General features: G+C 63.6%; 17 protein-coding genes and 1 pseudogene. 8 read left to right on the forward strand and 10 right to left on the reverse strand.

The window, feature by feature from the left end; genetic code table 11:
- Positions 1-9 precede the first annotated feature (9 nt).
- The 4 genes from smpB to SSA02_RS06405 form a co-directional block, all read right to left on the reverse strand.
- Positions 10-501, reverse strand: coding sequence for an SsrA-binding protein SmpB (gene smpB / locus SSA02_RS06390; RefSeq protein WP_147093210.1), 492 nt, complete (start codon positions 499-501; stop codon positions 10-12).
- A 3-nt stretch (positions 502-504) separates the two neighbouring features.
- Entirely contained in the window at positions 505-1,419 is a 915-nt protein-coding gene (gene dapA / locus SSA02_RS06395; protein WP_246103669.1) for a 4-hydroxy-tetrahydrodipicolinate synthase, read from the reverse strand.
- Positions 1,420-1,484: 65 nt separating this feature from the next.
- The gene (locus SSA02_RS06400) at positions 1,485-2,324 is read right to left on the reverse strand and encodes a prephenate dehydratase (RefSeq protein WP_147093211.1); all 840 of its coding nucleotides are present in this window, start codon (positions 2,322-2,324) and stop codon (positions 1,485-1,487) included.
- Positions 2,321-3,052 (reverse strand): 3-deoxy-manno-octulosonate cytidylyltransferase, encoded by a 732-nt coding sequence (locus SSA02_RS06405; RefSeq protein WP_147093212.1) that lies wholly within the window; start codon positions 3,050-3,052, stop codon positions 2,321-2,323. The genes SSA02_RS06400 and SSA02_RS06405 overlap by 4 nt, the downstream gene beginning before the upstream one ends.
- A 147-nt stretch (positions 3,053-3,199) precedes the next feature.
- Between SSA02_RS06405 and SSA02_RS06410 the strand changes: the two genes are divergently transcribed.
- The 3 genes from SSA02_RS06410 (at position 3,200) to SSA02_RS06420 (ending at position 6,926) form a co-directional block, all read left to right on the forward strand.
- On the forward strand, positions 3,200-4,060 hold the full coding sequence (locus SSA02_RS06410; protein ID WP_147093213.1) for an inositol monophosphatase family protein: 861 nt from the start codon (positions 3,200-3,202) through the stop codon (positions 4,058-4,060).
- A 40-nt stretch (positions 4,061-4,100) separates the two neighbouring features.
- On the forward strand, positions 4,101-5,351 hold the full coding sequence (gene serA, locus SSA02_RS06415) for a phosphoglycerate dehydrogenase (protein ID WP_147093214.1): 1,251 nt from the start codon (positions 4,101-4,103) through the stop codon (positions 5,349-5,351).
- Between the two features lie 78 nt (positions 5,352-5,429).
- Positions 5,430-6,926 carry a YifB family Mg chelatase-like AAA ATPase gene (locus SSA02_RS06420; protein WP_147093215.1) on the forward strand — a complete coding sequence of 499 codons (1,497 nt, stop codon included), beginning with the start codon at positions 5,430-5,432 and terminating at the stop codon, positions 6,924-6,926.
- A 120-nt stretch (positions 6,927-7,046) separates the two neighbouring features.
- Here the strand turns inward: SSA02_RS06420 and metC are convergent, their stop codons facing one another.
- Complete coding sequence (gene metC / locus SSA02_RS06425) at positions 7,047-8,270, reverse strand: cystathionine beta-lyase (protein ID WP_147093216.1); 1,224 nt, start codon at positions 8,268-8,270, stop codon at positions 7,047-7,049.
- 333 nt (positions 8,271-8,603) lie between these two features.
- Here metC and SSA02_RS06430 point away from each other — a divergent pair, with 333 nt between their 5' ends.
- Together SSA02_RS06430 and SSA02_RS06435 are read left to right on the forward strand one after the other, a co-directional pair.
- Entirely contained in the window at positions 8,604-9,659 is a 1,056-nt protein-coding gene (locus SSA02_RS06430) for an AI-2E family transporter (protein WP_147093217.1), read from the forward strand.
- Complete coding sequence (locus SSA02_RS06435; RefSeq protein ID WP_147093218.1) at positions 9,656-10,432, forward strand: endonuclease/exonuclease/phosphatase family protein; 777 nt, start codon at positions 9,656-9,658, stop codon at positions 10,430-10,432. The genes SSA02_RS06430 and SSA02_RS06435 overlap by 4 nt, the downstream gene beginning before the upstream one ends.
- Here SSA02_RS06435 and SSA02_RS06440 read toward each other — a convergent pair.
- Positions 10,416-11,834, reverse strand: a complete 1,419-nt coding sequence (locus tag SSA02_RS06440) for a phospholipase D-like domain-containing protein (protein ID WP_186807700.1) — start codon at positions 11,832-11,834, stop codon at positions 10,416-10,418. The two genes, SSA02_RS06435 and SSA02_RS06440, sit on opposite strands and share 17 nt — an antisense overlap.
- A 192-nt stretch (positions 11,835-12,026) precedes the next feature.
- Between SSA02_RS06440 and SSA02_RS06445 the strand changes: the two genes are divergently transcribed.
- Positions 12,027-12,779 (forward strand): arginyltransferase, encoded by a 753-nt coding sequence (locus SSA02_RS06445; protein WP_147093219.1) that lies wholly within the window; start codon positions 12,027-12,029, stop codon positions 12,777-12,779.
- Between the two features lie 83 nt (positions 12,780-12,862).
- Here the strand turns inward: SSA02_RS06445 and parC are convergent, their stop codons facing one another.
- Positions 12,863-15,073 (reverse strand): DNA topoisomerase IV subunit A, encoded by a 2,211-nt coding sequence (parC, locus tag SSA02_RS06450; RefSeq protein WP_147093220.1) that lies wholly within the window; start codon positions 15,071-15,073, stop codon positions 12,863-12,865.
- Between the two features lie 302 nt (positions 15,074-15,375).
- Between parC and SSA02_RS06455 the strand changes: the two genes are divergently transcribed.
- Together SSA02_RS06455 and SSA02_RS12900 are read left to right on the forward strand one after the other, a co-directional pair.
- Positions 15,376-16,086 (forward strand): bacteriorhodopsin, encoded by a 711-nt coding sequence (locus SSA02_RS06455; protein WP_147093221.1) that lies wholly within the window; start codon positions 15,376-15,378, stop codon positions 16,084-16,086.
- Positions 16,087-16,210: 124 nt separating this feature from the next.
- Positions 16,211-16,942, forward strand: a pseudogene (locus tag SSA02_RS12900) (Brp/Blh family beta-carotene 15,15'-dioxygenase); the annotation flags it as partial.
- A gap of 24 nt (positions 16,943-16,966) precedes the next feature.
- Here SSA02_RS12900 and recO read toward each other — a convergent pair.
- The 3 genes from recO to rpsB all read right to left on the reverse strand — a co-directional run bounded on the left by recO (position 16,967) and on the right by rpsB (position 19,539).
- Positions 16,967-17,722, reverse strand: a complete 756-nt coding sequence (recO, locus tag SSA02_RS06465) for a DNA repair protein RecO (protein ID WP_147093223.1) — start codon at positions 17,720-17,722, stop codon at positions 16,967-16,969.
- Between the two features lie 21 nt (positions 17,723-17,743).
- Positions 17,744-18,649: a translation elongation factor Ts gene (gene tsf / locus SSA02_RS06470; protein ID WP_147093224.1), complete on the reverse strand. Its 906-nt coding sequence runs from the start codon at positions 18,647-18,649 to the stop codon at positions 17,744-17,746.
- Positions 18,650-18,753: 104 nt separating this feature from the next.
- Positions 18,754-19,539, reverse strand: coding sequence for a 30S ribosomal protein S2 (rpsB, locus tag SSA02_RS06475; RefSeq protein ID WP_147093225.1), 786 nt, complete (start codon positions 19,537-19,539; stop codon positions 18,754-18,756).
- Positions 19,540-19,662: the final 123 nt, after the last annotated feature.

Raw genomic sequence — 19,662 nt, forward strand, 5'->3', positions numbered from 1 at the left:
TTTTTTGTTTCAGTAATCTCTTCCCTTGCTGCGCATCAGTCGCGCCTTGTCTCTCTGCCAGTCATGCTCGGCAATCGCATGACGCTTGTCTTCCTTCTTGCGTCCCTGACCGAGTCCGAGAGTCAGCTTGGCGACACCGCGTGCGTTGAAATGGATGTCGAGAGGAACGAGAGAGGCACCGGCACGGGACACCGCCCCGAGCAGATGTGCGATCTGCTTCTTGTGAAGCAGAAGCTTGCGCGGCGCCCGCGTATCGAAGCGCGACAACACACCGCCCTGATATTCCGGCACATAGGAATTGAAGAGCCAGATTTCCCCGTCCCGTTCTCCGGCATAGGCCTCGTTGATCGCGGCCCTACCCATGCGGAGGCTTTTGACTTCCGGCCCCTTCAGCACGATGCCCGCCTCGACGGTTTCGAGAATGCTGTAATTGAACCGGCCTTTTCTGTTCTGCGCTGCGATACCGTGCGAGATCAGACCGGATTTCTTCTTTTCTGCCACTGTCTATCCTGTCAGGCCGGTTTTCTTCAGAGCCTCGTCGATAAGAGCGCATGAGGCGGGAGAGGGTTCGCAGAGCGGCAGGCGCAGGGTCGCGTTGCAAAGCCCCAGACGGGACGCAGCATATTTGACCGGGCCGGGATTGCTCTCGCAGAAAAGCGCATCGTGCAGCGGCGTCAGACGCTGCTGGATGTCCATGGCGGTTGCGACATCGCCTCTCTGCCAGGCCTCGTGCATGTCGGCGCACAGACGCGGCGCCACGTTTGCGGTCACACTGATGCAGCCGGTTCCGCCCGCCGCGAGAAAGGACACGGCCGTCCCGTCATCGCCGGTCAGCAGCGTGAACGGGCCGTCATGAAGCTGGCGGAACTGGAGCGGTCTCACGAGATTCGCCGTCGCATCCTTCGTCCCGACGATGTTCGGATGCCCGGCGAGCCGCGCCAGCGTCTCGGGAAGCACCTCGACGACGGACCGCCCGGGAACGTTATAGACATAAAGCGGCAGGTCGGTCGCATCGGCCACCATCATGAAGTGCTGATACAGCCCTTCCTGGGTCGGCTTGTTGTAATAGGGCGCGACGACAAGAAGCGCGTCGGCGCCGACCGCCTTCGCATGGCGGGCCATGCCGATCGCCTCATGCGTCGAGTTCGACCCCGCTCCGGCCATCACGGGAACGCGTCCCCCCGAAACCTTCACCGTATGGGCGACGACCAGCGCGTGTTCGTCATGGGTCAGGGTCGGGCTTTCGCCCGTCGTTCCAGCGGGGATGAGACCCGCGGTCCCCTGATCGATCTGCCAGTCGATGAACCGGCCGAGCGCGGCGAGATCGACGGTGCCATCCTCACGAAAAGGGGTCACCAGAGCCGTCAGAGAGCCCCTGAATTCCTTGTTCCGTGCCATGACACTCCACCTGCCGCTCATGAAAAATCTAGGTGCTAAATAGAACTCTCGGTGCCGCTGTCAAATGGATAAGCCCGGCAGGCACCTTACTCCGGATAGCGTGATGGGCTGCCGGGATACACGCCGAGAACCGAGAGATTCCCGCAACATGGCTCGAGAACCTCCATGGCCCGTCTTAGCCCGGGCTGATCGGGATGACCCTCGACATCCAGAAGAAAACCCGTGGCCGTGAGCGTTCCCGGGCTCATATAGCTTTCCAGCCGGGTCATGTTCACCCCTGCCTCGGCAAATCCGCCGAGCGCCCGATAAAGCGCCCCCGGCTGATTCAGAACACGAAAGACGAGAGTCGTGATGACCCGCGCGGAGTCGGACGAAGGCCAGACCGCCTCGCGCGCGACGATATAGAACCGCGTGGTGTTATGCGCCGCATCCTCGACATTCCTGCGCAGTACCGCCAGCCCGTTGAGCGATGCGGCCAGCGCCGAGGCGATCGCAGCATCCTCACGCGACTGCCATTGGAGCACCAGCTCCGCGGCGCCGGCCGTGTCGAAAGCCGAACAGGGCTCGACGCCGAGTTCGCGGATCAGGTTGCGTACCTGCCCCAGAGCCACGGGATGCGTGTGGATGCGTCTTATGTCCTCGATACGCGTCCCCGGCACTCCGACGAGGCAATGCTCGACGCGCTGGAAATGCTCACCGACGATCGGCAATCCGGCCTCGGGCAGCAAGGCGTGGATCTCGGGCACACGTCCGGCAAGGGAGTTCTCGCACGCCAGCATTCCCAGATCTGCGCGACCGTCGCGCACGGCATCGATGGCGGCCTGGAAACTCGGGCAAGGCAGCGTGGTCCATCCGGGACGCGCGATCCGGCAGGCCAGGTCGGAATAGGCCCCGGGCCGCCCCTGGAAGGCGATGATTCCGCTCATGCCGCAAGCGCCTCGCGGACCCGTACGAGATCCTCGGGGGTATCCACACCGAGCGGCGCCACGTCGATGGCGGCGCAGCCGATCGACATTCCGGCCTCGAGCGCGCGAAGCTGCTCCAGCGATTCCCGTCTTTCGAGCGCGGTCTGCGGCAGGGAGACAAAGCGCTCCAGAGCGGCGCGACGCCAGGCATAGACACCGACATGATGCCAGAGCGGTCCCGCACCCCAGGGAATGGCCCGACGCGAGAAATACAGAGCGCGTGCGATGCTCCCGGGCGCTTCGAACGCGCAGGCGGCCTTCACGACGGAGTCGCGATGCGCCTCTTCCTGCGTCTCGACCGGCGCGACCAGGGTTCCCACGTCATAACCGCCCTCGGAAACCGGACGCAGCGCGGAAACGAGACTCGCAGGCGCGATCAGGGGCAGGTCGCCCTGCAGATTGATCACCACATCATGATGCCCCTGCGGGTCGTGCGCGCACAGGGCGGCATGGACCCGGTCGGACCCGCTGGGCAGGTCAGGATCGGTGAGAACGCAGGGAATGTCGTGGGAGAGAAGGACGTCGCATATCGCCGCGTCGGCCGCGGCGACGAGAACCGGGCCGAGGCCGGAGGCACGGGCGCGCAATGCCACCTGAACCACCATCGGCAGGCCTCCGATATCGGCGAGAGGTTTCTCCGGCAGGCGAGTGGAGGCGAGGCGCGAGGGGATGACGATGATCGGGGTCATGGGATAAGAGCTGGATGTCCGCTTGTCTTGTCTTGGCCAGACGGCGTTTCAGACATGCCGCACCCCCCGGGGCGCGTCAATCTGTCGCGTGACCTGCCCCTTCCAGACCGGAGACCGGATCCCGCCAACCGCCCACGGACCCTTCTCATGTCGTCTCTCCCCGTTCCGGAAGCCTGCCTTCAGACCGCCCTGCTCTGTGCCGATGCCGCGCGTGCGGCGATCCGTCCCCTTTTCCGCACCGCTCTCGCCATCGATGACAAGAGCGACGAAAGCCCTGTCACCCAGGCCGACAGGGCGGCCGAGACGGCTCTGCGCAGTCTCATCGCCGGACGCCACGGCGACCATGCCATTCTCGGAGAGGAATACGGACTGAGCGGCGCCAGCTGCGACGGTACCGGAACGGATATAGCCGCGAGCGAATATGTCTGGGTGGTGGACCCGATCGACGGCACGCGTGCCTTCATCACGGGGCGGCCGAGCTTCACGACACTCATCGCCCTGTTCCATCGCGGGCGCCCCGTGCTCGGCATCATCGACCAGCCTTTCACGCAGGAACGCTGGATCGGCGTCAAGGGCAGGACGACTCGCTTCGAGAGCCCCGCCATGCCCGGGCGGGTGGGCACCCGGTCCTGCCCCGCGCTCGACAGGGCGGAGCTCTCCTGCACTTCGCCCGAGATGCTCGTCCCTCCCTGGGGGCAATCCTTCCGTCAGCTCCAGACAGATGTCAGACGCACGAGCTGGGGCGGAGACGCCTATGCCTATGGTTTGCTCGCACTCGGGCAGATCGACCTGATTGCCGAATGCACCATGAAGCCGTGGGACTGGGCGGCGCTCGTCCCGGTCGTCGAAGGCGCGGGAGGGATCGTCACGGACTGGCAGGGCAAGGCCCTGACCCTCGAAAGCGACGGCACCGTGCTCGCCTGCGGCGATCCCGGCCTTCATGCCCGGGCGGTGGAGAGACTGGCCCGTCGGAACCGGGATCTTCCCCCTGACCGGACAATAGGGTAGCACCCCATTTCGGAATTGCGCTGCTGACAGGAGCCAGATTATGGAAACGACGTTTTCCCTCCCTAAAGATCGAATTCGCATCCTTCTTCTCGAGGGCATTCATGAAAGCGCCGCCCAGCATCTGGCCGCTCAGGGCTATCATGAGGTCACGCGGGTCAAGACCGCGCTCGAGGGCGACGCTCTGAAAGAGGCGCTCAAGGGTGTCCATATGGTCGGGATCCGCTCCCGCACCCAGCTCACTGCGCCGGTCATCGAGGCGGCCGACCGGCTCATGGCCATCGGCTGTTTCTGTATCGGCACGAACCAGGTGGATCTGAACGCGGCGCGTATGGCTGGCATTCCCGTTTTCAACGCTCCTTTCAGCAATACGCGCTCCGTGGCCGAACTGGTCATGGGGGAAATCGTGATGCTGCTGCGTCGCATCCCGTCCCGCTCCGAGCAATGCCATCAGGGTGGCTGGGACAAATCGGCAGTCAATTCCTGGGAAGTGCGGGGCAAGACCCTCGGAATCGTGGGATACGGCTCCATCGGCTCGCAGCTCTCCGTTCTCGCGGAAGCCTTCGGCCTGCGGGTGATCTATTACGATACGGTCGACAAGCTGCCCCACGGCAACGCAACCCCCGTGGACAGCCTTCATACCCTGCTCGCGCAATCCGATATCGTGAGCCTGCATGTGCCGCAGACGGAGCAGACGAAGGACATGATCGGCGAGGCGGAAATCCGCGCCATGAAGCCGAACGCGATCCTGCTCAACAATGCGCGCGGCACCGTGGTCGATCTCGACGCCCTGGCCCGCGCATTGAAGGACGGCCATCTGATGGGCGCGGGTGTGGATGTCTTCCCCAAGGAGCCGAAAGGCGCCGGAGAGAGCTTCGTATCTCCGCTGCAGGGCCTGCCCAACGTCATCCTCACCCCGCATATCGGCGGTTCGACGATGGAAGCGCAGGAGCGGATCGGGGTCGAGGTGGCGAAGCGTTTCGTGGAATATTCCGATGTGGGCTCCACGCTCGGAGCGGTCAATTTCCCCCCGGTCCAGCTTCCCGACCGCCCTCGGGGAACCCGCTTCATGCATGTGCATGAAAATCGTCCCGGCATAATGAGACAGATCAACGAGATCTTCTCGAAGGAGGATTGCAACATCGTCTCGCAATATCTCCAGACCGATGGCGAAGTCGGCTATGTCGTCGTCGAAACCGATGCGAGCCCCGATTCCGAGCTGGATACGCGCCTGCTCAACGCGCTGCGCGGCCTGACCGGCACGCTGCGGGCACGACTCATCTACAGAAGATAAGGTAAAAGAGTCGTATTATTGACTCGGCACCAATAATGAGAGGCAATAGAGACCCTGTTCCTCTCTGCAGTTGGTGCCGTGTCCGAAACCTCCGCCTCATCGATTGCCCGGATCCAGACCTTCGCCTTTGCCGGGATCGACGCGATTCCTGTCACGGTCGAGATCCAGATCTCCCAGGGGCTGCCGGCCTTCATCATCGTCGGTCTTCCCGACAAGGCGGTCGGTGAAGCCCGCGAGCGGGTGCGTGCCGCGCTCTCCGCCCTCGGCCTCGCTTTGCCGCCCAAGCGTCTCCTGATCAATCTCGTCCCGGCCGATCTTCCCAAGGAAGGGTCGCATTACGATCTCCCGATCGCCCTCGCCCTGATGACGGCCATGGGCATCCTCTCGCACGAGGCCATCGGCTCCTATGCGGGAATAGGCGAGCTTTCGCTGGATGGGCGCCTCCAGGCGACAGGGGGTGTCCTCTCCGCCGCTCTCGAGGCGGCGCGTATCGGCAGCGGTCTGATCTGCCCCAGGGCGCAGGCGCAGGAAGCGCGCTGGGCGAGCGACATACTCGACATTCTCGCGCCCGAGAGCCTGCACGCGCTTCTTGCCCATTTCAACGGCGACCACGTTCTGGAGCCGCCGGAACTGATGCCCGTTCCGCCCCCTCCCCAGCTTGCGGATCTCGCTGCGGTGCGAGGCCTCGCGATGGGACGACGGGCGCTCGAAATCGCGGCGGCGGGTCAGCACTCCCTCCTGCTGAGCGGGCCGCCCGGCGCTGGCAAATCGATGCTCGCGCAATGTCTCCCCTCCCTGCTCCCGCCTCTCACCCATACCCAGATACTCGAATGCAGCCGGATCCACAGTCTGGGCGGGCAGGCCACGGGCAGCACGCTCGTGACCCATCCCCCGTTCCGTGCGCCCCATCATTCCACGAGTCCCCCCGCTCTTGTGGGAGGCGGAGCGAAAGCCCGTCCGGGCGAGGTCAGCCTGGCCCATAACGGCGTCCTGTTCCTCGACGAGCTGCCCGAATTCAGCAGGGTCTGCCTCGAATCCCTGCGCCAGCCTGTGGAGACGGGAACGATCACGGTGGCGCGCGCGCGCCAGAGCGTGCTCTATCCGTCCCGCTTCCAGCTCGTCGCCGCGATGAATCCCTGTCGGTGCGGCTATCTGGGCGATCCGGCTAGGGCCTGCCGCAAGGCTCCGCAATGCGGTGAGGATTATCTGGCGCGTCTCTCCGGCCCCATGCTCGACCGGATCGACCTGTCGCTGTTCGTCACCCCGGTCTCGCCGGTCGAGATGGTCGCAACGCCGGAGGGCGAGGCGAGCGCGCCGGTCAGGGCGCGGGTGCTCGCCGCACGCACCCGACAGATGGAGAGACAGGGGCGCACGAATGCCACGGTCGATGCCACAACCATTGCCCTGACCGGGGCGGCGCGCGATGTGGTGACCGAAGCGGGGGACCGGCTGCGGCTCTCGGCCCGTGGCCTCACCCGCGTGATGCGGGTATCGCGAACCATCGCGGATCTCGCAGGCGCGTCCGAGGTCGACACCGCTCATATCCGTGAGGCGCTGGGCTTCAGGATGAGGTAATCTCCCCCCGGCCGGCCTCCGCCGGTCTTGTTCGGCAGAGACGTACGGCAGAGACATCCGGCAGGAATATTCGCAGAGCGCGCGGTCGGGAGAGAGAAAACCTCCTGCCGGGCGTCGCTTTTACCCGGCACTCGAGGCGCGCAGCACCTCGAGCCCCCCTTCGAGATCGGCAATGAGGTCGTCCGGGTTTTCAAGGCCTATATGCAGACGGAAACTCGGCCCCTCCGGCATTCCGCCCGGAATGCTGCGCCGCACGCCGCCCGTCGTCGGAAGCACGAGGCTTTCATACCCGCCCCATGAGGCGCCGATCCCGAACATCGCGAGCGCATCGATCATGTCCTGCATCGCGGCGACGGAGATATCGCTGCGCAACTCGACGCCGAAAAGCGAACTCGCCCCCTCGAAATCCCGGAGCCAGAACGCGTGACCGGGGCATTCGTCGAAAGCCGGATGCAGAACCCGCGCGACCTCCGGACGCCCCCGCAGCCAGTGCGCGACGACAAGCGCCGATTCCGCCTGACGCTCGAGCCGGACGGCCATGCTGCGCAAGCCGCGCAGGGTCAGCCAGCACTCATCGGCTCCGGCGAGCTGACCGATCTGGATCGCCGAATCGCGCAGCGTCCGCCACAGGGTCTCGTCATCCACCGTCACCGCACCGGCAATCACGTCCGAATGCCCGGCGGGGTATTTGGTCAGTGCCTGGATGGAGATATCGACTCCATGAAGAAAGGGGCGAAAAATGCCGATGCCCCAGGTATTGTCGAGCATCAGGATCGCGCCATGCGCATGGGCGACGCGGGAGAGCATCGGAACATCCTGCACCTCGAATGTGTGGCTTCCCGGGCTCTCGGCAAAGACCACGCGCGTCCGCTCGCGCATCAGACCCTCCAGCGTTCCGGCATCGGCCAGGGGCGGGTAATAGGTCGTCTCGATCCCGAGACGCGCGAGCATGGTATCGGCAAAGCGCCGCGTGGGACCGTATACCGAATCGGGCAGAAGAAGATGATCGCCCGTATTCAGGAACGCCAGCAGAGGCAGGGTACAGGCGGCCAGACCGGAAGAGACGACCTGACTGTGGGACCCTCCTTCGATCTGGGCGATGACACGCTCGAGCTCGTGCTGGACCGGTGTCCCCATCGCCCCGTAGATCAGCTCGTGTTCGTGGCTGCGCTGACCCTGCGCCTTCATGGCCGCGAGGGACGGAAACAGGACCGTCGAACCGCGGGAGACGGGCGCGTTGACGAACCCTCCCTCGGTCGGGACGATTTCGGGACGCCCCCCCTGCACGAGAAGCGAGGACAGACGCCTCCAGCCCGAGGTTACCTGCGATATGGCGTTTTCCACTGCGTCTGAGCTCCTGCCTCGTGTTTTCCGGACGCGATCCGGCCCGGGATGAAATCGGATGAAAGGTGGGGAAGGTTTCTCCCGGAGGCCGCCTGTTACGGGCCGTCTTCTCCGGTCGGGATGAATCCTGCGGAATGTCTCCCGGGCAAACAATCGCCCGGAGAACCGCAAGCGGGGGAAATCTCTCCTCGCACCGGGAAGACCACTCTCCCGAACGGGGGAGGATTTGGGGCGTTCATGAACTGGCCTTGCAAGAACGGGTCGGGAGCCGCACGATAGCAGGCATCCGGACCGTCTGGTCAACTGGCGCCAGGGGAGGCTACGGGAGATTTCGTGACGACCGAACGTATCATGCTGGGGTTGCTTCTCGTCGGTGTGGCCTATGGCTGCGGCGTCGTGCTCTGGCCCTTTCTTTCGGCCATTCTGTGGGGGGCGATCCTGACCTTCACGACATGGCCGCTGTTCAAGCGGTTGCGTCGGCATATGCGGCCCTCCATCGCCGCCGTCATCATGATGCTCGGCAGTGCCGTGGCCATCGTCATGCCGCTCGCTCTCCTGACCTCCACGGGCATTGCCGATCTGCCGCTCATCATCGGGGGTATCAACAGCGAGATCGAAGCCCTCGGGCGATCTCACCCGCCACCGTCCTGGCTGACCTCCTTGCCTGCCTTCGGCCCGCAGCTTTCCAGTGCCTATCTGCACTGGAGCCACGACGTACGCGGTCTGGGCGAGGCCCTGCATCCCTATGCGGGACAGATCGCGCATTTTGCCCTCAAGGCCCTGATGCAGATGGCAAGCGGCATCGCCGAACTGGTCATGGCGCTTTTCATCGCCCTGTTCTTCTGGATCAGCGGGGATTCCCTCGGGCGGGTGATCATGGCGGTGCTGACCCGGATCACGGGCGGCTACGCCGAGCGTCTCATCACCATCATCGGTGGCGTCATCCGGGGGACCGTTTACGGCATTCTGGGCACCGCGATCGTTCAGGGCGTGCTGACCGCCATCGGATTCTGGATCTCCGGCGTTCCGGCGCCGGTCCTGCTCGGCGGTGTCGCTGCCTTCGTCGCGGTCTTTCCCATCGGGGCGCCGCTGGTATGGGCGCCGGCCGCGATCTGGCTCGCGCTCCATCATCATCTCGGCTGGGGATTGTTCCTCGCCGGATACGGGATCGTGTTCATCTCCGGCGCCGATCACATCATTCGCCCCGCCTTCATTGCGCGCGGCGCCCAGCTTCCCTATCTCCTTACCGTACTCGGCGTTCTCGGGGGCGTGGTCACGCTCGGAGGTCTCGGGATCTTCCTGGGCCCGGTCCTGCTCGGCGTCGGCTATACCCTGACCACGGAATTCGCACGTGGGGCGTATCAGACCGAAAAGAAAATGCTGCCATGAGCCTTCCCTCTGCGGATATTCCCTCTTCCTCCCCCATGCCGGACGCGCCGGTTCCGGGACTGGGCCAGAGCTTCCGGATCCTCAGCTGGAACCTCCTGCGTGTGGTCGGTGCCCCGCTCGACGAGGTGGTCGAGCTGGCCCGCGCCGTACGACCCGATATCTTCCTGATGCAGGAGGCGGTTGGCGCCTTCGATCGTCTCCCTGAGATTCTGGGCGGGCATTACGCCCGCATCCCCCTGCCCGACCGGATCCATGGCACCGCCTGCTGGAGCCGGTTTCCCTTTGCGCGCGCGCCCGTATCCTGCACGCTCCCCTCGGGCCTCATGGTTCGTCGTACGGCGCAGCTGATCGATTTCGGCTCTTTTTCCATCGCGAATGTCCATCTGTCACACGGACAGATCCTCAATCGCAGACAACTTCGCCGGATCGCCCCGATGCTTCGGCCTCATGCGCTCGTCATGGGGGATTTCAACCTCGTCGGCCCGACGATGCTGCCTGGTTTTCGCGATGTCGGCCCGCGTCAGGCGACGCATCGCATGGCGGACATGCTCCCGATCCGTATCGATCGCTGTCTCGTTCGGGGCATGACCCCGCTTGACCGGGCGGTCATGCCGAGCAGGAGCTCGGATCATCATCCCATCAGCGTCACGCTACGGCTCGAAGCGCCGGACAGACATCGCCCCATGTTCCAGAGACTGCGCGACAGGACCCTCAGGAGCGGGTTCCCCCGGAACAGGATGCCCGACGGAGAGAGGATCAGAGATAGGGCATGAACAGGCGCACCGATGCATTGCGCAAGGCACGCCAGGGACGCACGCTGTCGAGATCGTGATGGGTCAGACGGCCCGAACGATGGCGGTCCATGAACGCAGCCAGACGCGAGGCCGTTTCTTCCCCGTAGATCTCGAGATTGATCTCGAAATTCAGCCTCAGGCTGCGGGCATCGATATTGCTGCTTCCGACGAACGACCAGGCATCGTCCACGACAAGCAGCTTCGCATGATTGAAGGGCGGGCTCGCGAGCCAGATCCGGCATCCGGCCGCCAGAAACGGCGCCAGACCCGCGTCGCGCGCCCAGTCGATGAGCCTGTGATTGCTGCTGCCGGGCAGGATGATGTCGATCGAAACCCCTCTGAGGGCAGCCAGACAGAGTTCCGAGACCATCCGCTCGTTGGGCAGGAAATAGGGGGTCATGAGTCTCACGGATCGCCTTGCCAGGGCGATGCTCTGAAGCATCGTGAATTCGATCTTTTCCAGATCGTTATCCGGCCCCGAGGTCACGACGCGGGCCGGGACCTCGCCGCATCGGGACAATGACGGAAAGAAGACCTCCCCATCGAGTTCCTCTCCTGTCGTAAAGGACCAGTCACGCGCGAAAGCCTCGGTCAGCTGATGGACGACGGGCCCCTCGAGCCGGAAATGCGTATCCGCAACCGGATGCTTGATCCGCAGACGCTGGAGATTTTCCTCCCCGATATTCAATCCGCCCATGAAGCCGCATCGCCCGTCGATGACGAGTATCTTGCGATGATTGCGCAGATTGATGAACGGCATCTTCCATGGCAGGAGAGAATGCATGAACCGGCGACACGGAATATCGTGCCGACGCAGCGCTTTCACGATTCCGCTGCGGAAATAGCCGCCCCCTATGCCATCGACGAGCACGCGCACGATGACGCCCCGATCCCTCGCCGCGGACAGGGCCTCGACGAAGGCAAGGCCGATCCTGTCGGCGCGGAAGATATAGGAGCAGAGCAGGATCGAGCTGCGCGCCGTGGCGATCTCCTCGAGCATGCTCGGATAGATGTTATCGCCATCATGAAGGCAGGTCACGACATTGCCCCCGAGCAGCGGGCGCTCGGTCAGGGTGCCGACCATCCGTGCCAGCGGCGCGAACTGCCCCTCGACCTGATGCCGCGCTTGCAGCGCGTGTCCGCGCCCGTTCCATCGGTGGTCGCTGACGAGACGGCGCGCCAGACGTCGAACGCGATTGACGCCGAACATGACATAGACGAGCGCACCGAAGATCGGCATCAGCCAGGCCACACCGATCCACCCTGCGCTCGCCGCCGTATTCTGTTTCGTTCTCAGAACATGAAGCGTGACGGCGAGAGCGAGAGACCCTCTCAGTGCGGCTAGACCGTAATCGGCATAAGTCAGATCGAAAGACATCATCCGGGACGTTAACGTATTCGAAGCCCTTCCGGGCAAAAAACAAACTGCGGCATCTTGTATGCGCGGAAACGATCGTAAAATATGAGAAGCTGGCGATTTGGGCGCGGTGCGATTTCAGCATCATGCGGTCTCGAGGCAGTCTCGGGGCGGTCTCGGGGCAATTTCCGGGCGTGAGGGAGAGAAAGGGTGGTCATGTCGTCACATCGTCCGCAGCTTTTCTACACGACCGATCCCTCGCCCTGCCCGTATCTGCCGGGGCGACTCGAGCGCAAGGTCATGACGGAGCTGCTCGGCAGCGAGGCCGACATGCTGCATGACCGGCTCTCGCGTGCCGGGTTCAGGCGCAGCCACGGCATCGTCTATGCGCCCGTCTGCAGCCACTGCCAGTCCTGCATACCGATCCGGATTCCGGTTGCGGCTTTCCTGCCCGATCGGACCATGCGACGGATCCGGCGCAGCCATGGCGATCTGCGGGTTGCGGAACGTCCCAATATTGCGACCGGGGAACAATATGCCCTGTTCCGGCTCTATCAGGAGAGCCGCCATGGCGATGGCGACATGGCGCTGATGGGACTCGACGATTATCAGACCATGATCGAAACGAGCCCGGTCGAGACGAGCCTGTTCGAATTCCGCAACGAAGAGGGCCGTCTGGTCTGCGTTTCGCTCGTCGATCATCTCTCCGACGGATTATCGGCGGTCTATACGTTCTATTCCCTGTCCGAGCCGAAACGCTCCTACGGAACGGCCTCGATCCTCTGGCTGATCGAGGAGACGAACCGGCGCGGCAGGAACTTCCTCTATCTCGGCTACTGGGTACCGGGCAGTCGCAAGATGGCTTACAAATCCCGCTTCGCTCCGGCCGAGATCCTGCGCAACGGCCTGTGGAAGCGTTTGTCCGAAACGCCCGATCCGGAACGTGCCCCCGACACGCCCCTCATCTGACACCGCGCCGCCCGCCTCCTCCCGCCGGTCCTACGCGGTCAGCTACAGGCGGGCAGCTACAGGCGGCTATCGGCAGATGCCCCTCAGGCTTTCGTGGCAGCCTTGCGCGTCATCCATTGCGGTGCCGCCTTGCCCTGGTCTCCGCGCTTGCCCGTGATCACAGCAAGATCGTTCTGCGCGCGCGGTTTCTGGCCCGTATGCCAGACAAGCCCTTCTTCGGCAGAAAAACACCGCAGATCGAGCAGTCTCGCTCCGACAGGCAGTTTCTGGATCGCAACCCCGAGCCCCCGGGTCATTTCCGGAAGCTGATCGAGCGCGAAGCACAGCGCCTTGCGGTTGCTCCCCAGTGCAAGAACCCGGTCGCCTTCGACCGCCACGCAGAAGGCCGCGCGATCGCCTTCGCGAAGATTGAGCACCTGCTTTCCGGTGCGTTTTTCCGCCGCCATATCCGCATTGCGGACAATCATGCCACGCCCGGCCTCGGTTGCGAGGAGATGACGGCCGTCCTCGTCCAGAACGAGGAACGAGACGATATCCTCGTCCTGCGGAAGATCGGCAAGGATGCGGATCGGCTGACCGAAGCCCCGTCCCCGCGGGAGATCGGCGGCCTTGAGGGTGAAGACCCTGCCACCGCTGGCCATGAGACAGAGCCTGTCGGTGCTCTGGCACTCGAGAGACGTTCCGGCAGCGTCCCCTTCCTTGAAGCGATGCGTCTCCGGATCGAGATTATGTCCCTTGATGGCACGCACCCAGCCTTCCCTCGAGAGAAGCACCGTCAGGGGTTCGCGCTCGATCTGGATGGCCGAGGAGAGATCGACCGGAGAAGGGGGTACCGAGATCTCGGTACGACGCGCGCCGAGCACGCCCTCGCCGAAAGTCTTCGCCGTGGCGTCCAGTTCCTTGCCGATCCGGGTCCAGCGTTTTCTCTCGCTCGCGAGCAGACCCTCCAGACCCGATTTTTCCTTCAGCAACGCGTCGCGTTCCTTGCGGATCTCGATTTCCTCCAGCCTGCGAAGCGAACGCAGGCGCATGTTCAGAACATATTCCGCCTGCAGGTCCGACAGGGAGAAGGCCTGCATGAGCGCGGCCTTCGGTTCGTCGCTCTCCCGGATGATCCGGATGACCTCGTCGAGATTGAGATAGACCGCGAGAAACCCCTCGAGAATCTCGAGCCGCCGCTCGACCGCGCCGAGCCGGTGGCGGGAACGACGGACGAGAACGACCTCGCGGTGATCGAGCCAGGCGCGAATGACCTCGCGCAGCCCCATGACGCGTGGCACGCACTGGGCATCGAGCACGTTCATGTTCAGGCTGAACCGGCTTTCCAGCGCGGTCACCCGGAACAGCGTCTCCATCAGGATCCCGGGCTCGACCGTCTTGTTCTTCGGCTCGATGACGAGCCGGATATCCGTCGTGCTTTCGTCGCGTATATCCGCGAGAAGAGGGAGCTTCTTCTGCTCCATCAGCTCGGCGATCTGCTCGATCAGACGGGATTTCTGAACCTGATAGGGTATCTCGGTGACGATGACGGTCCAGGTGCCGAAACGCCCCTGCTCGACCGTCCAGCGCGCCCGGGTACGGAAACTGCCCCGGCCCGTCTCATAGGCGGCAATGATGGACTGCCGGTCCTCGATCAGAACGCCACCCGTGGGAAAATCCGGCCCGGGAAGGAAGGTGAGAAGCGTCTCGACCGATGCCTCCGGCTCGTCGATCAGATGACGGGCGGCACGGCAGATCTCGGCAGCATTATGCGGCGGGATGCTGGTGGCCATTCCGACGGCGATGCCCGCAGCCCCGTTGGCCAGAAGATTCGGAAAGGCACCGGGCAGCACGACCGGTTCGGAATCCTCGTTATCGTAGGTCGGCCGGAAATCGACCGCGTCATCCTCGATCCCCTCCAGCAACGCTCTGGCGACCGCCGTCAGACGGGATTCGGTATAGCGCATGGCCGCGGCATTATCGCCGTCGATCGACCCGAAATTACCCTGCCCTTCCACCAGAGGATACCGGACCGCGAAATCCTGGGCGAGGCGCACCAGAGCCTCATAGACGGCGGCATCGCCATGCGGATGGAACTTGCCGATCACGTCACCGACCACGCGCGCGCATTTCTTGAATCCGGCACCCGGATCGAGCTTGAGCTGGCGCATCGCATAGAGAATGCGGCGATGCACGGGCTTCATGCCGTCGCGCACATCGGGAAGGGAGCGCGCCATGATCGTGGACATGGCATAGGCAATGTAACGCTCGCTCAATGCATCCGCGAGCCGGGTATCCTCGATATGTCCTGCCATGTCGTGACTCTTCCGATCCCCTTTCGTCTGGGGGCAGATAAAGCGCCCTGCCGGGGCGTGTCCAGTGCGAATACCCCGTTTTTGTTCTTGTCGGAACCGGCCCGGACGATACGCCTCCCATCTCGCACAGGATGGACGCTCAGGCAGAGACAGCCCCAGGCGCCGGCGGGATGATCGCATCGCGAGCGAATGTCGAGGGATGCAAACCGGGTCATAAAATAACGATTATATTACGGCAGATTTACAACTTTTTATGTCAGCTCCCGTTCAGCAGACTCACCTCTACCGAAAAGTGAGCGAAAATGACCGAATCTGTCCTCTGGATCACTGCGCTGATCATGTTTGCCGGTGGTACGGCGCTTCTGTTCATGGGCAAGAGACGCAACGAGACGGAAGGCGTGATGAGTCTGGCGCACGGCATCGTGCCCATCATCGCCGGATGTCTTTATGTCGCCATGGCGACGGGCCAGGGCGCCGTGCTTCTCCCGACCGATGCGACCCTTGCCGGCGCGGCCAACACGACCCGCATCTTCTGGTTCGGACGCTATATCGACTGGGTCTTCACAACGCCCCTGCTGCTGGTCTCGCTCGGCTGCCTCGGCATGTTGCAGGGTCGCAAGAGAGCCGATCTCCTGCTCGGTGCCGTGACGGCGGATGTCCTGATGATCGTGACCGCCTTCGCCTTCAGCGCGTCCGAAAACGTCGTCAGCCGCTGGATCTGGTTCATTCTCTCCTGTGTTGCGTTTCTCGGCGTCTATTACGTTATCTGGGTCTCCCAGATGGAAGCGAACAGAAAGGAGAGCGCCGAAGTCCAGAGCGCCTACAAGCGCAGCGCGACGATCCTTTCCGTCCTGTGGATGGTCTATCCGGTCATTCTCGCCATCTCCCCTGACGGCCTCGGTCTCGTGGCCGATTCCGTAAGCGTGCTGGTGATCGCGATCACCGATGTTCTCGCCAAGGTAGCATTCGGCTTCCTCAGCCTGTCGGATGACAGGAAGCTGGAACGCGCGTGACATGACCCGGTCCGGGACACGGCTCCCCGGCTGGATGGGGTCGGTATCCGGCGCGGAGGCGACCTATTGGGCGGTCGCCTCGGCTTGTGCGTTTTTCAGCATCGCGACGAACGATATCGTCGCGATGCTTGCGACGATCCTCCTGTTCGGCCTGCCTCACGGCGCGCTCGACGGGGAAATGGCGCGAACGCTCATGTTCGGGCGCTATGGGCGGGTCTGGTTTGCGGTCTTCGCCCTGCCCTATCTCGCTCTGGTCGCCGCCGTACTTCTTCTCTTTCATGCCTGGCCGCGGGCGACCCTCTCCGGCTTTCTCGCGATATCCCTCTATCATTTCGGCCGGGAAGCCTGCGGATCGTCTTCACGCCTTGCGCGTGTGTTCCTGTTCGGCGCGGCACCTCTCCTGTTTCCGGCGCTTCTCAGACCGACCGAGACAGCCTCATTGCTGAGCGCCATGATCGCCCCCGTCACACTCGATGCGCCCCCGCTCTGGCTCATATCGCTCGCGCCGTTCTGGCTGGCCTGCTTCGCTCTCGCCTCGTTTTGGGGGAACGATCGCCTCGGAAGACGCGATTTCACCGAGCTTGCGGTCATTTTCCTTGTCTTTCTCGCCTTTCCGCCCCTGCCCGGTTTCATGCTCTACTTCGTCTTCATCCACGCATCGCGTCACATGCACGCGCTTGTGCTGGATCGATGCTGGCCCCGCCTTGGCAGCTTCGGAGCAATCCTCCTCCATGCGCTGCCGCTTACGATCGGCGCCCTTCTGATCGGTGCGGCCATCTGGCCGGAATTTGCAGGAGAGAGGGAGACGCGGCTGATCGCCGTCACGTTTCAGCTGCTGGCGGCGCTTACGCTGCCGCATGTCCTGTTCGATGCGCTGCTTTCATTCCGGCGGATGGATGAGCCCGGCGATGCGCGATCGCAGGCGCGCCCGGGCATCGGGAACCGGACGATGCCGCACGCCGAACAGATCCCGGGAGAGGAAATGTCCGGTCAGATCGAGACCATGGAGCCAGTCTTCGGGCGTCGCCTCTGACAAAAGACTCTCGTCATCTCTCGCCAGAAAGGCCGGAAGAGGCAGAAGCCTGTCTTTCCAGTCGCCTGCCCCGGAGAGACTCACCGCGCGCCCGGTGCGCGGCGAAACGAAGCGGAGATCGCCGGTTTCGCCCGTCACCGCGCAGGAAGAGAGACTGAGCCCATAGCCGAGTGCCGAGAGAAGCGCTGCCTCCCAGCGGATATATTCGCCAACCGGCGGGGGATCGACCAGAACGCAGAACGAGGTCAGATCCCTGATCGTTCTGAGAAAGAAATCGGGATGGGCTTCCCGGTCCGGCAGGGCCGCATCGGCAAGCTCGGTCGCGGCATGCACAAGGGCCAGCTGGAGCGGCCTGTCCAGCACACGCACGGCCGTTTCCTGAACCGGTTCGCCGCTGAGATGGCCGAGCTGATCGGGGAGTCTGGCAGCATGACGGGCCAGAACGATATTGCCGGGTTGCCAGAGTGCGGACTGGCGTCGCGACGAACCGCCACGCACCAGCCCTGCAATCCTGCCGTACTCTTCAGTGAAGAGATGGGCGATCGCCCCTCCCTCGCCATAGCGGCGCGCGGAGAGGACGATCGCGGCGCATTCGAAATTCATGCGCCTGACTTTGTCTGGCGATCAGGCGCCCGCAGCAGCGGCAACCTCGGCAGCAAAGTCGCTGGTTTCCTTCTCGATGCCTTCACCGAGCTGGAAGCGGTCGAAAGCGATGAGCTTCGCACCGGCCTTCTCGACGACCTTCGCAACGCGCGTCTCGCCATCATGCACCCAGACCTGCTCCAGAAGAACGACTTCTTCGTAGAACTTGCGGATACGGCCTTCGATCATCTTTTCGATGATGGCTTCCGGCTTGCCGGATTCGCGGGCCTGCTCGACCAGAACCTGACGCTCGCGCTCGAGCGCTTCCGGATCGACGCTGGCGATCTCGAGCGCTACCGGACGGGTGGCTGCGACATGCATGCCGATCTGGCGACCCAGGGTCAGGAGCGCGTCGGACTCGGAAGGTGCCTCGACCGCTGCGAGCACGCCGATCTTGCCGATGCCCGGACGCAGCGCGCCATGGACATAGCTGGCGACCACGCCCGACGGAACCGTCAGCACCTTGGCGCGACGCAGCGACATGTTCTCGCCGATCGTCGCGATGAGATGGGTCATCTCTTCGGCAACCGTACGACCGCTCGGCAGTTTCGCCTGGGACAGGATCTCGAGATTGTCGCCGGCCTCGAGGGCTGCATGGGCAACGGCTTCGACGAAATTCTGGAACGCCTCGTTACGACCGACGAAATCGGTCTCGGCATTCACTTCCACCATGGCAGCGCGGTTCTTGCCCGAAGCAACGGCCACGAGACCTTCGGCGGTGGTGCGGCCGGATTTCTTGGCAGCCTGGGACAGGCCCTTGGCACGCAGCCAGTCGATCGCCGCATCCATGTCGCCCGCAGATTCCGTGAGGGCCTTTTTGCAGTCCATCATGCCGGCGCCCGTCTTCTCGCGCAGGTCACGAACGAGGGCAGCTGTGATTTCCGCCATGTTCCAAACTCCTTCAGGAACGAAACGGCGCGCCGCGGCCTTTCAGCCGGGCACGCCAGAAAATTTCGAATGCAGGGGAGACCTCACGATCTCCCACCCGCATTTCAGGCTTCAGCCGGAGCTTCCGCCGCGGTCTCTTCCACGACGACGGTCTCGACCGGCAGTTCCTCAGCCGAACCGAAATCGGCGCCAGAAGCCGCCATTTCCGCCGAGATGCCATCCAGAACCGCCTGAGCGACCAGGTCGCAATAGGTGGTGATCGCACGGATCGCGTCGTCATTGCCCGGGATCGGGTAGGTCACGCCAGCCGGGTTCGAGTTGCTGTCGAGCACCGCAACGACCGGAATACCGAGCTTGTTGGCTTCCTCGACCGCCAGCTTCTCCTTGTTCGTGTCGATCACGAACAGGATGTCCGGAAGGCCGCCCATTTCCTTGATGCCGCCGAGCGAACGCTCGAGCTTCTCACGGTCGCGGGTGATGTCGAGGATTTCCTTCTTCGTCAGACCATGCGTGTCGCCGGAGAGCATCTCATCGATCTGGCGCAGACGCTTGATCGAACCCGTGATGGTCTTCCAGTTGGTCAGCATGCCGCCGAGCCAACGATGGTTGACATAGTACTGACCGCAACGGGTCGCGGCTTCGGCCACATGCTCGGCAGCAGCGCGCTTGGTGCCGACGAACAGCACGCGGCCGCCACCGGCCACCGTGTTGCGAACGGCCTGAAGGGCGCGATCGAGCATCGGGACGGTCTGCTGCAGGTCGATGATGTGAACCTGGTTGCGGACACCGAACAGATACGGTGCCATCGCCGGGTTCCAGCGACGCGTGTGGTGACCGAAGTGAACGCCGGCTTCGAGCAGCTGACGCATGGTGAATTCAGGCATCGCCATGATGCAAATTCCTGTTCTTCTGGTTGTGCCTCCGTATGACATTGCGCGCTTTCGCGGGCACCAGAGGGTCTGACGTCATACGTGCGAATTGCCTCCTTCCCTTCCGGGATCGCCTTCAGGGGA

This window comes from Swaminathania salitolerans (genome assembly GCF_007988945.1).
Lineage (GTDB): Bacteria > Pseudomonadota > Alphaproteobacteria > Acetobacterales > Acetobacteraceae > Swaminathania > Swaminathania salitolerans.

Bases quoted from the DNA above. Each gene is read 5' to 3' on its own strand.
- tsf (WP_147093224.1), bottom strand. From the start codon at position 18,649: ATGGCGGAAATCACAGCTGCCCTCGTTCGTGACCTGCGCGAGAAGACG.
- SSA02_RS06405 (WP_147093212.1), bottom strand. From the start codon at position 3,052: ATGACCCCGATCATCGTCATCCCCTCGCGCCTCGCCTCCACTCGCCTG.
- recO (WP_147093223.1), bottom strand. From the start codon at position 17,722: ATGAATTTCGAATGCGCCGCGATCGTCCTCTCCGCGCGCCGCTATGGC.
- SSA02_RS06410 (WP_147093213.1), top strand. From the start codon at position 3,200: ATGTCGTCTCTCCCCGTTCCGGAAGCCTGCCTTCAGACCGCCCTGCTC.
- SSA02_RS06440 (WP_186807700.1), bottom strand. From the start codon at position 11,834: ATGATGTCTTTCGATCTGACTTATGCCGATTACGGTCTAGCCGCACTG.
- SSA02_RS06400 (WP_147093211.1), bottom strand. From the start codon at position 2,324: ATGAGCGGAATCATCGCCTTCCAGGGGCGGCCCGGGGCCTATTCCGAC.
- SSA02_RS06435 (WP_147093218.1), top strand. From the start codon at position 9,656: ATGAGCCTTCCCTCTGCGGATATTCCCTCTTCCTCCCCCATGCCGGAC.
- dapA (WP_246103669.1), bottom strand. From the start codon at position 1,419: ATGAGCGGCAGGTGGAGTGTCATGGCACGGAACAAGGAATTCAGGGGC.
- rpsB (WP_147093225.1), bottom strand. From the start codon at position 19,539: ATGGCGATGCCTGAATTCACCATGCGTCAGCTGCTCGAAGCCGGCGTT.
- serA (WP_147093214.1), top strand. From the start codon at position 4,101: ATGGAAACGACGTTTTCCCTCCCTAAAGATCGAATTCGCATCCTTCTT.
- SSA02_RS06455 (WP_147093221.1), top strand. From the start codon at position 15,376: ATGACCGAATCTGTCCTCTGGATCACTGCGCTGATCATGTTTGCCGGT.
- parC (WP_147093220.1), bottom strand. From the start codon at position 15,073: ATGGCAGGACATATCGAGGATACCCGGCTCGCGGATGCATTGAGCGAG.
- SSA02_RS06445 (WP_147093219.1), top strand. From the start codon at position 12,027: ATGTCGTCACATCGTCCGCAGCTTTTCTACACGACCGATCCCTCGCCC.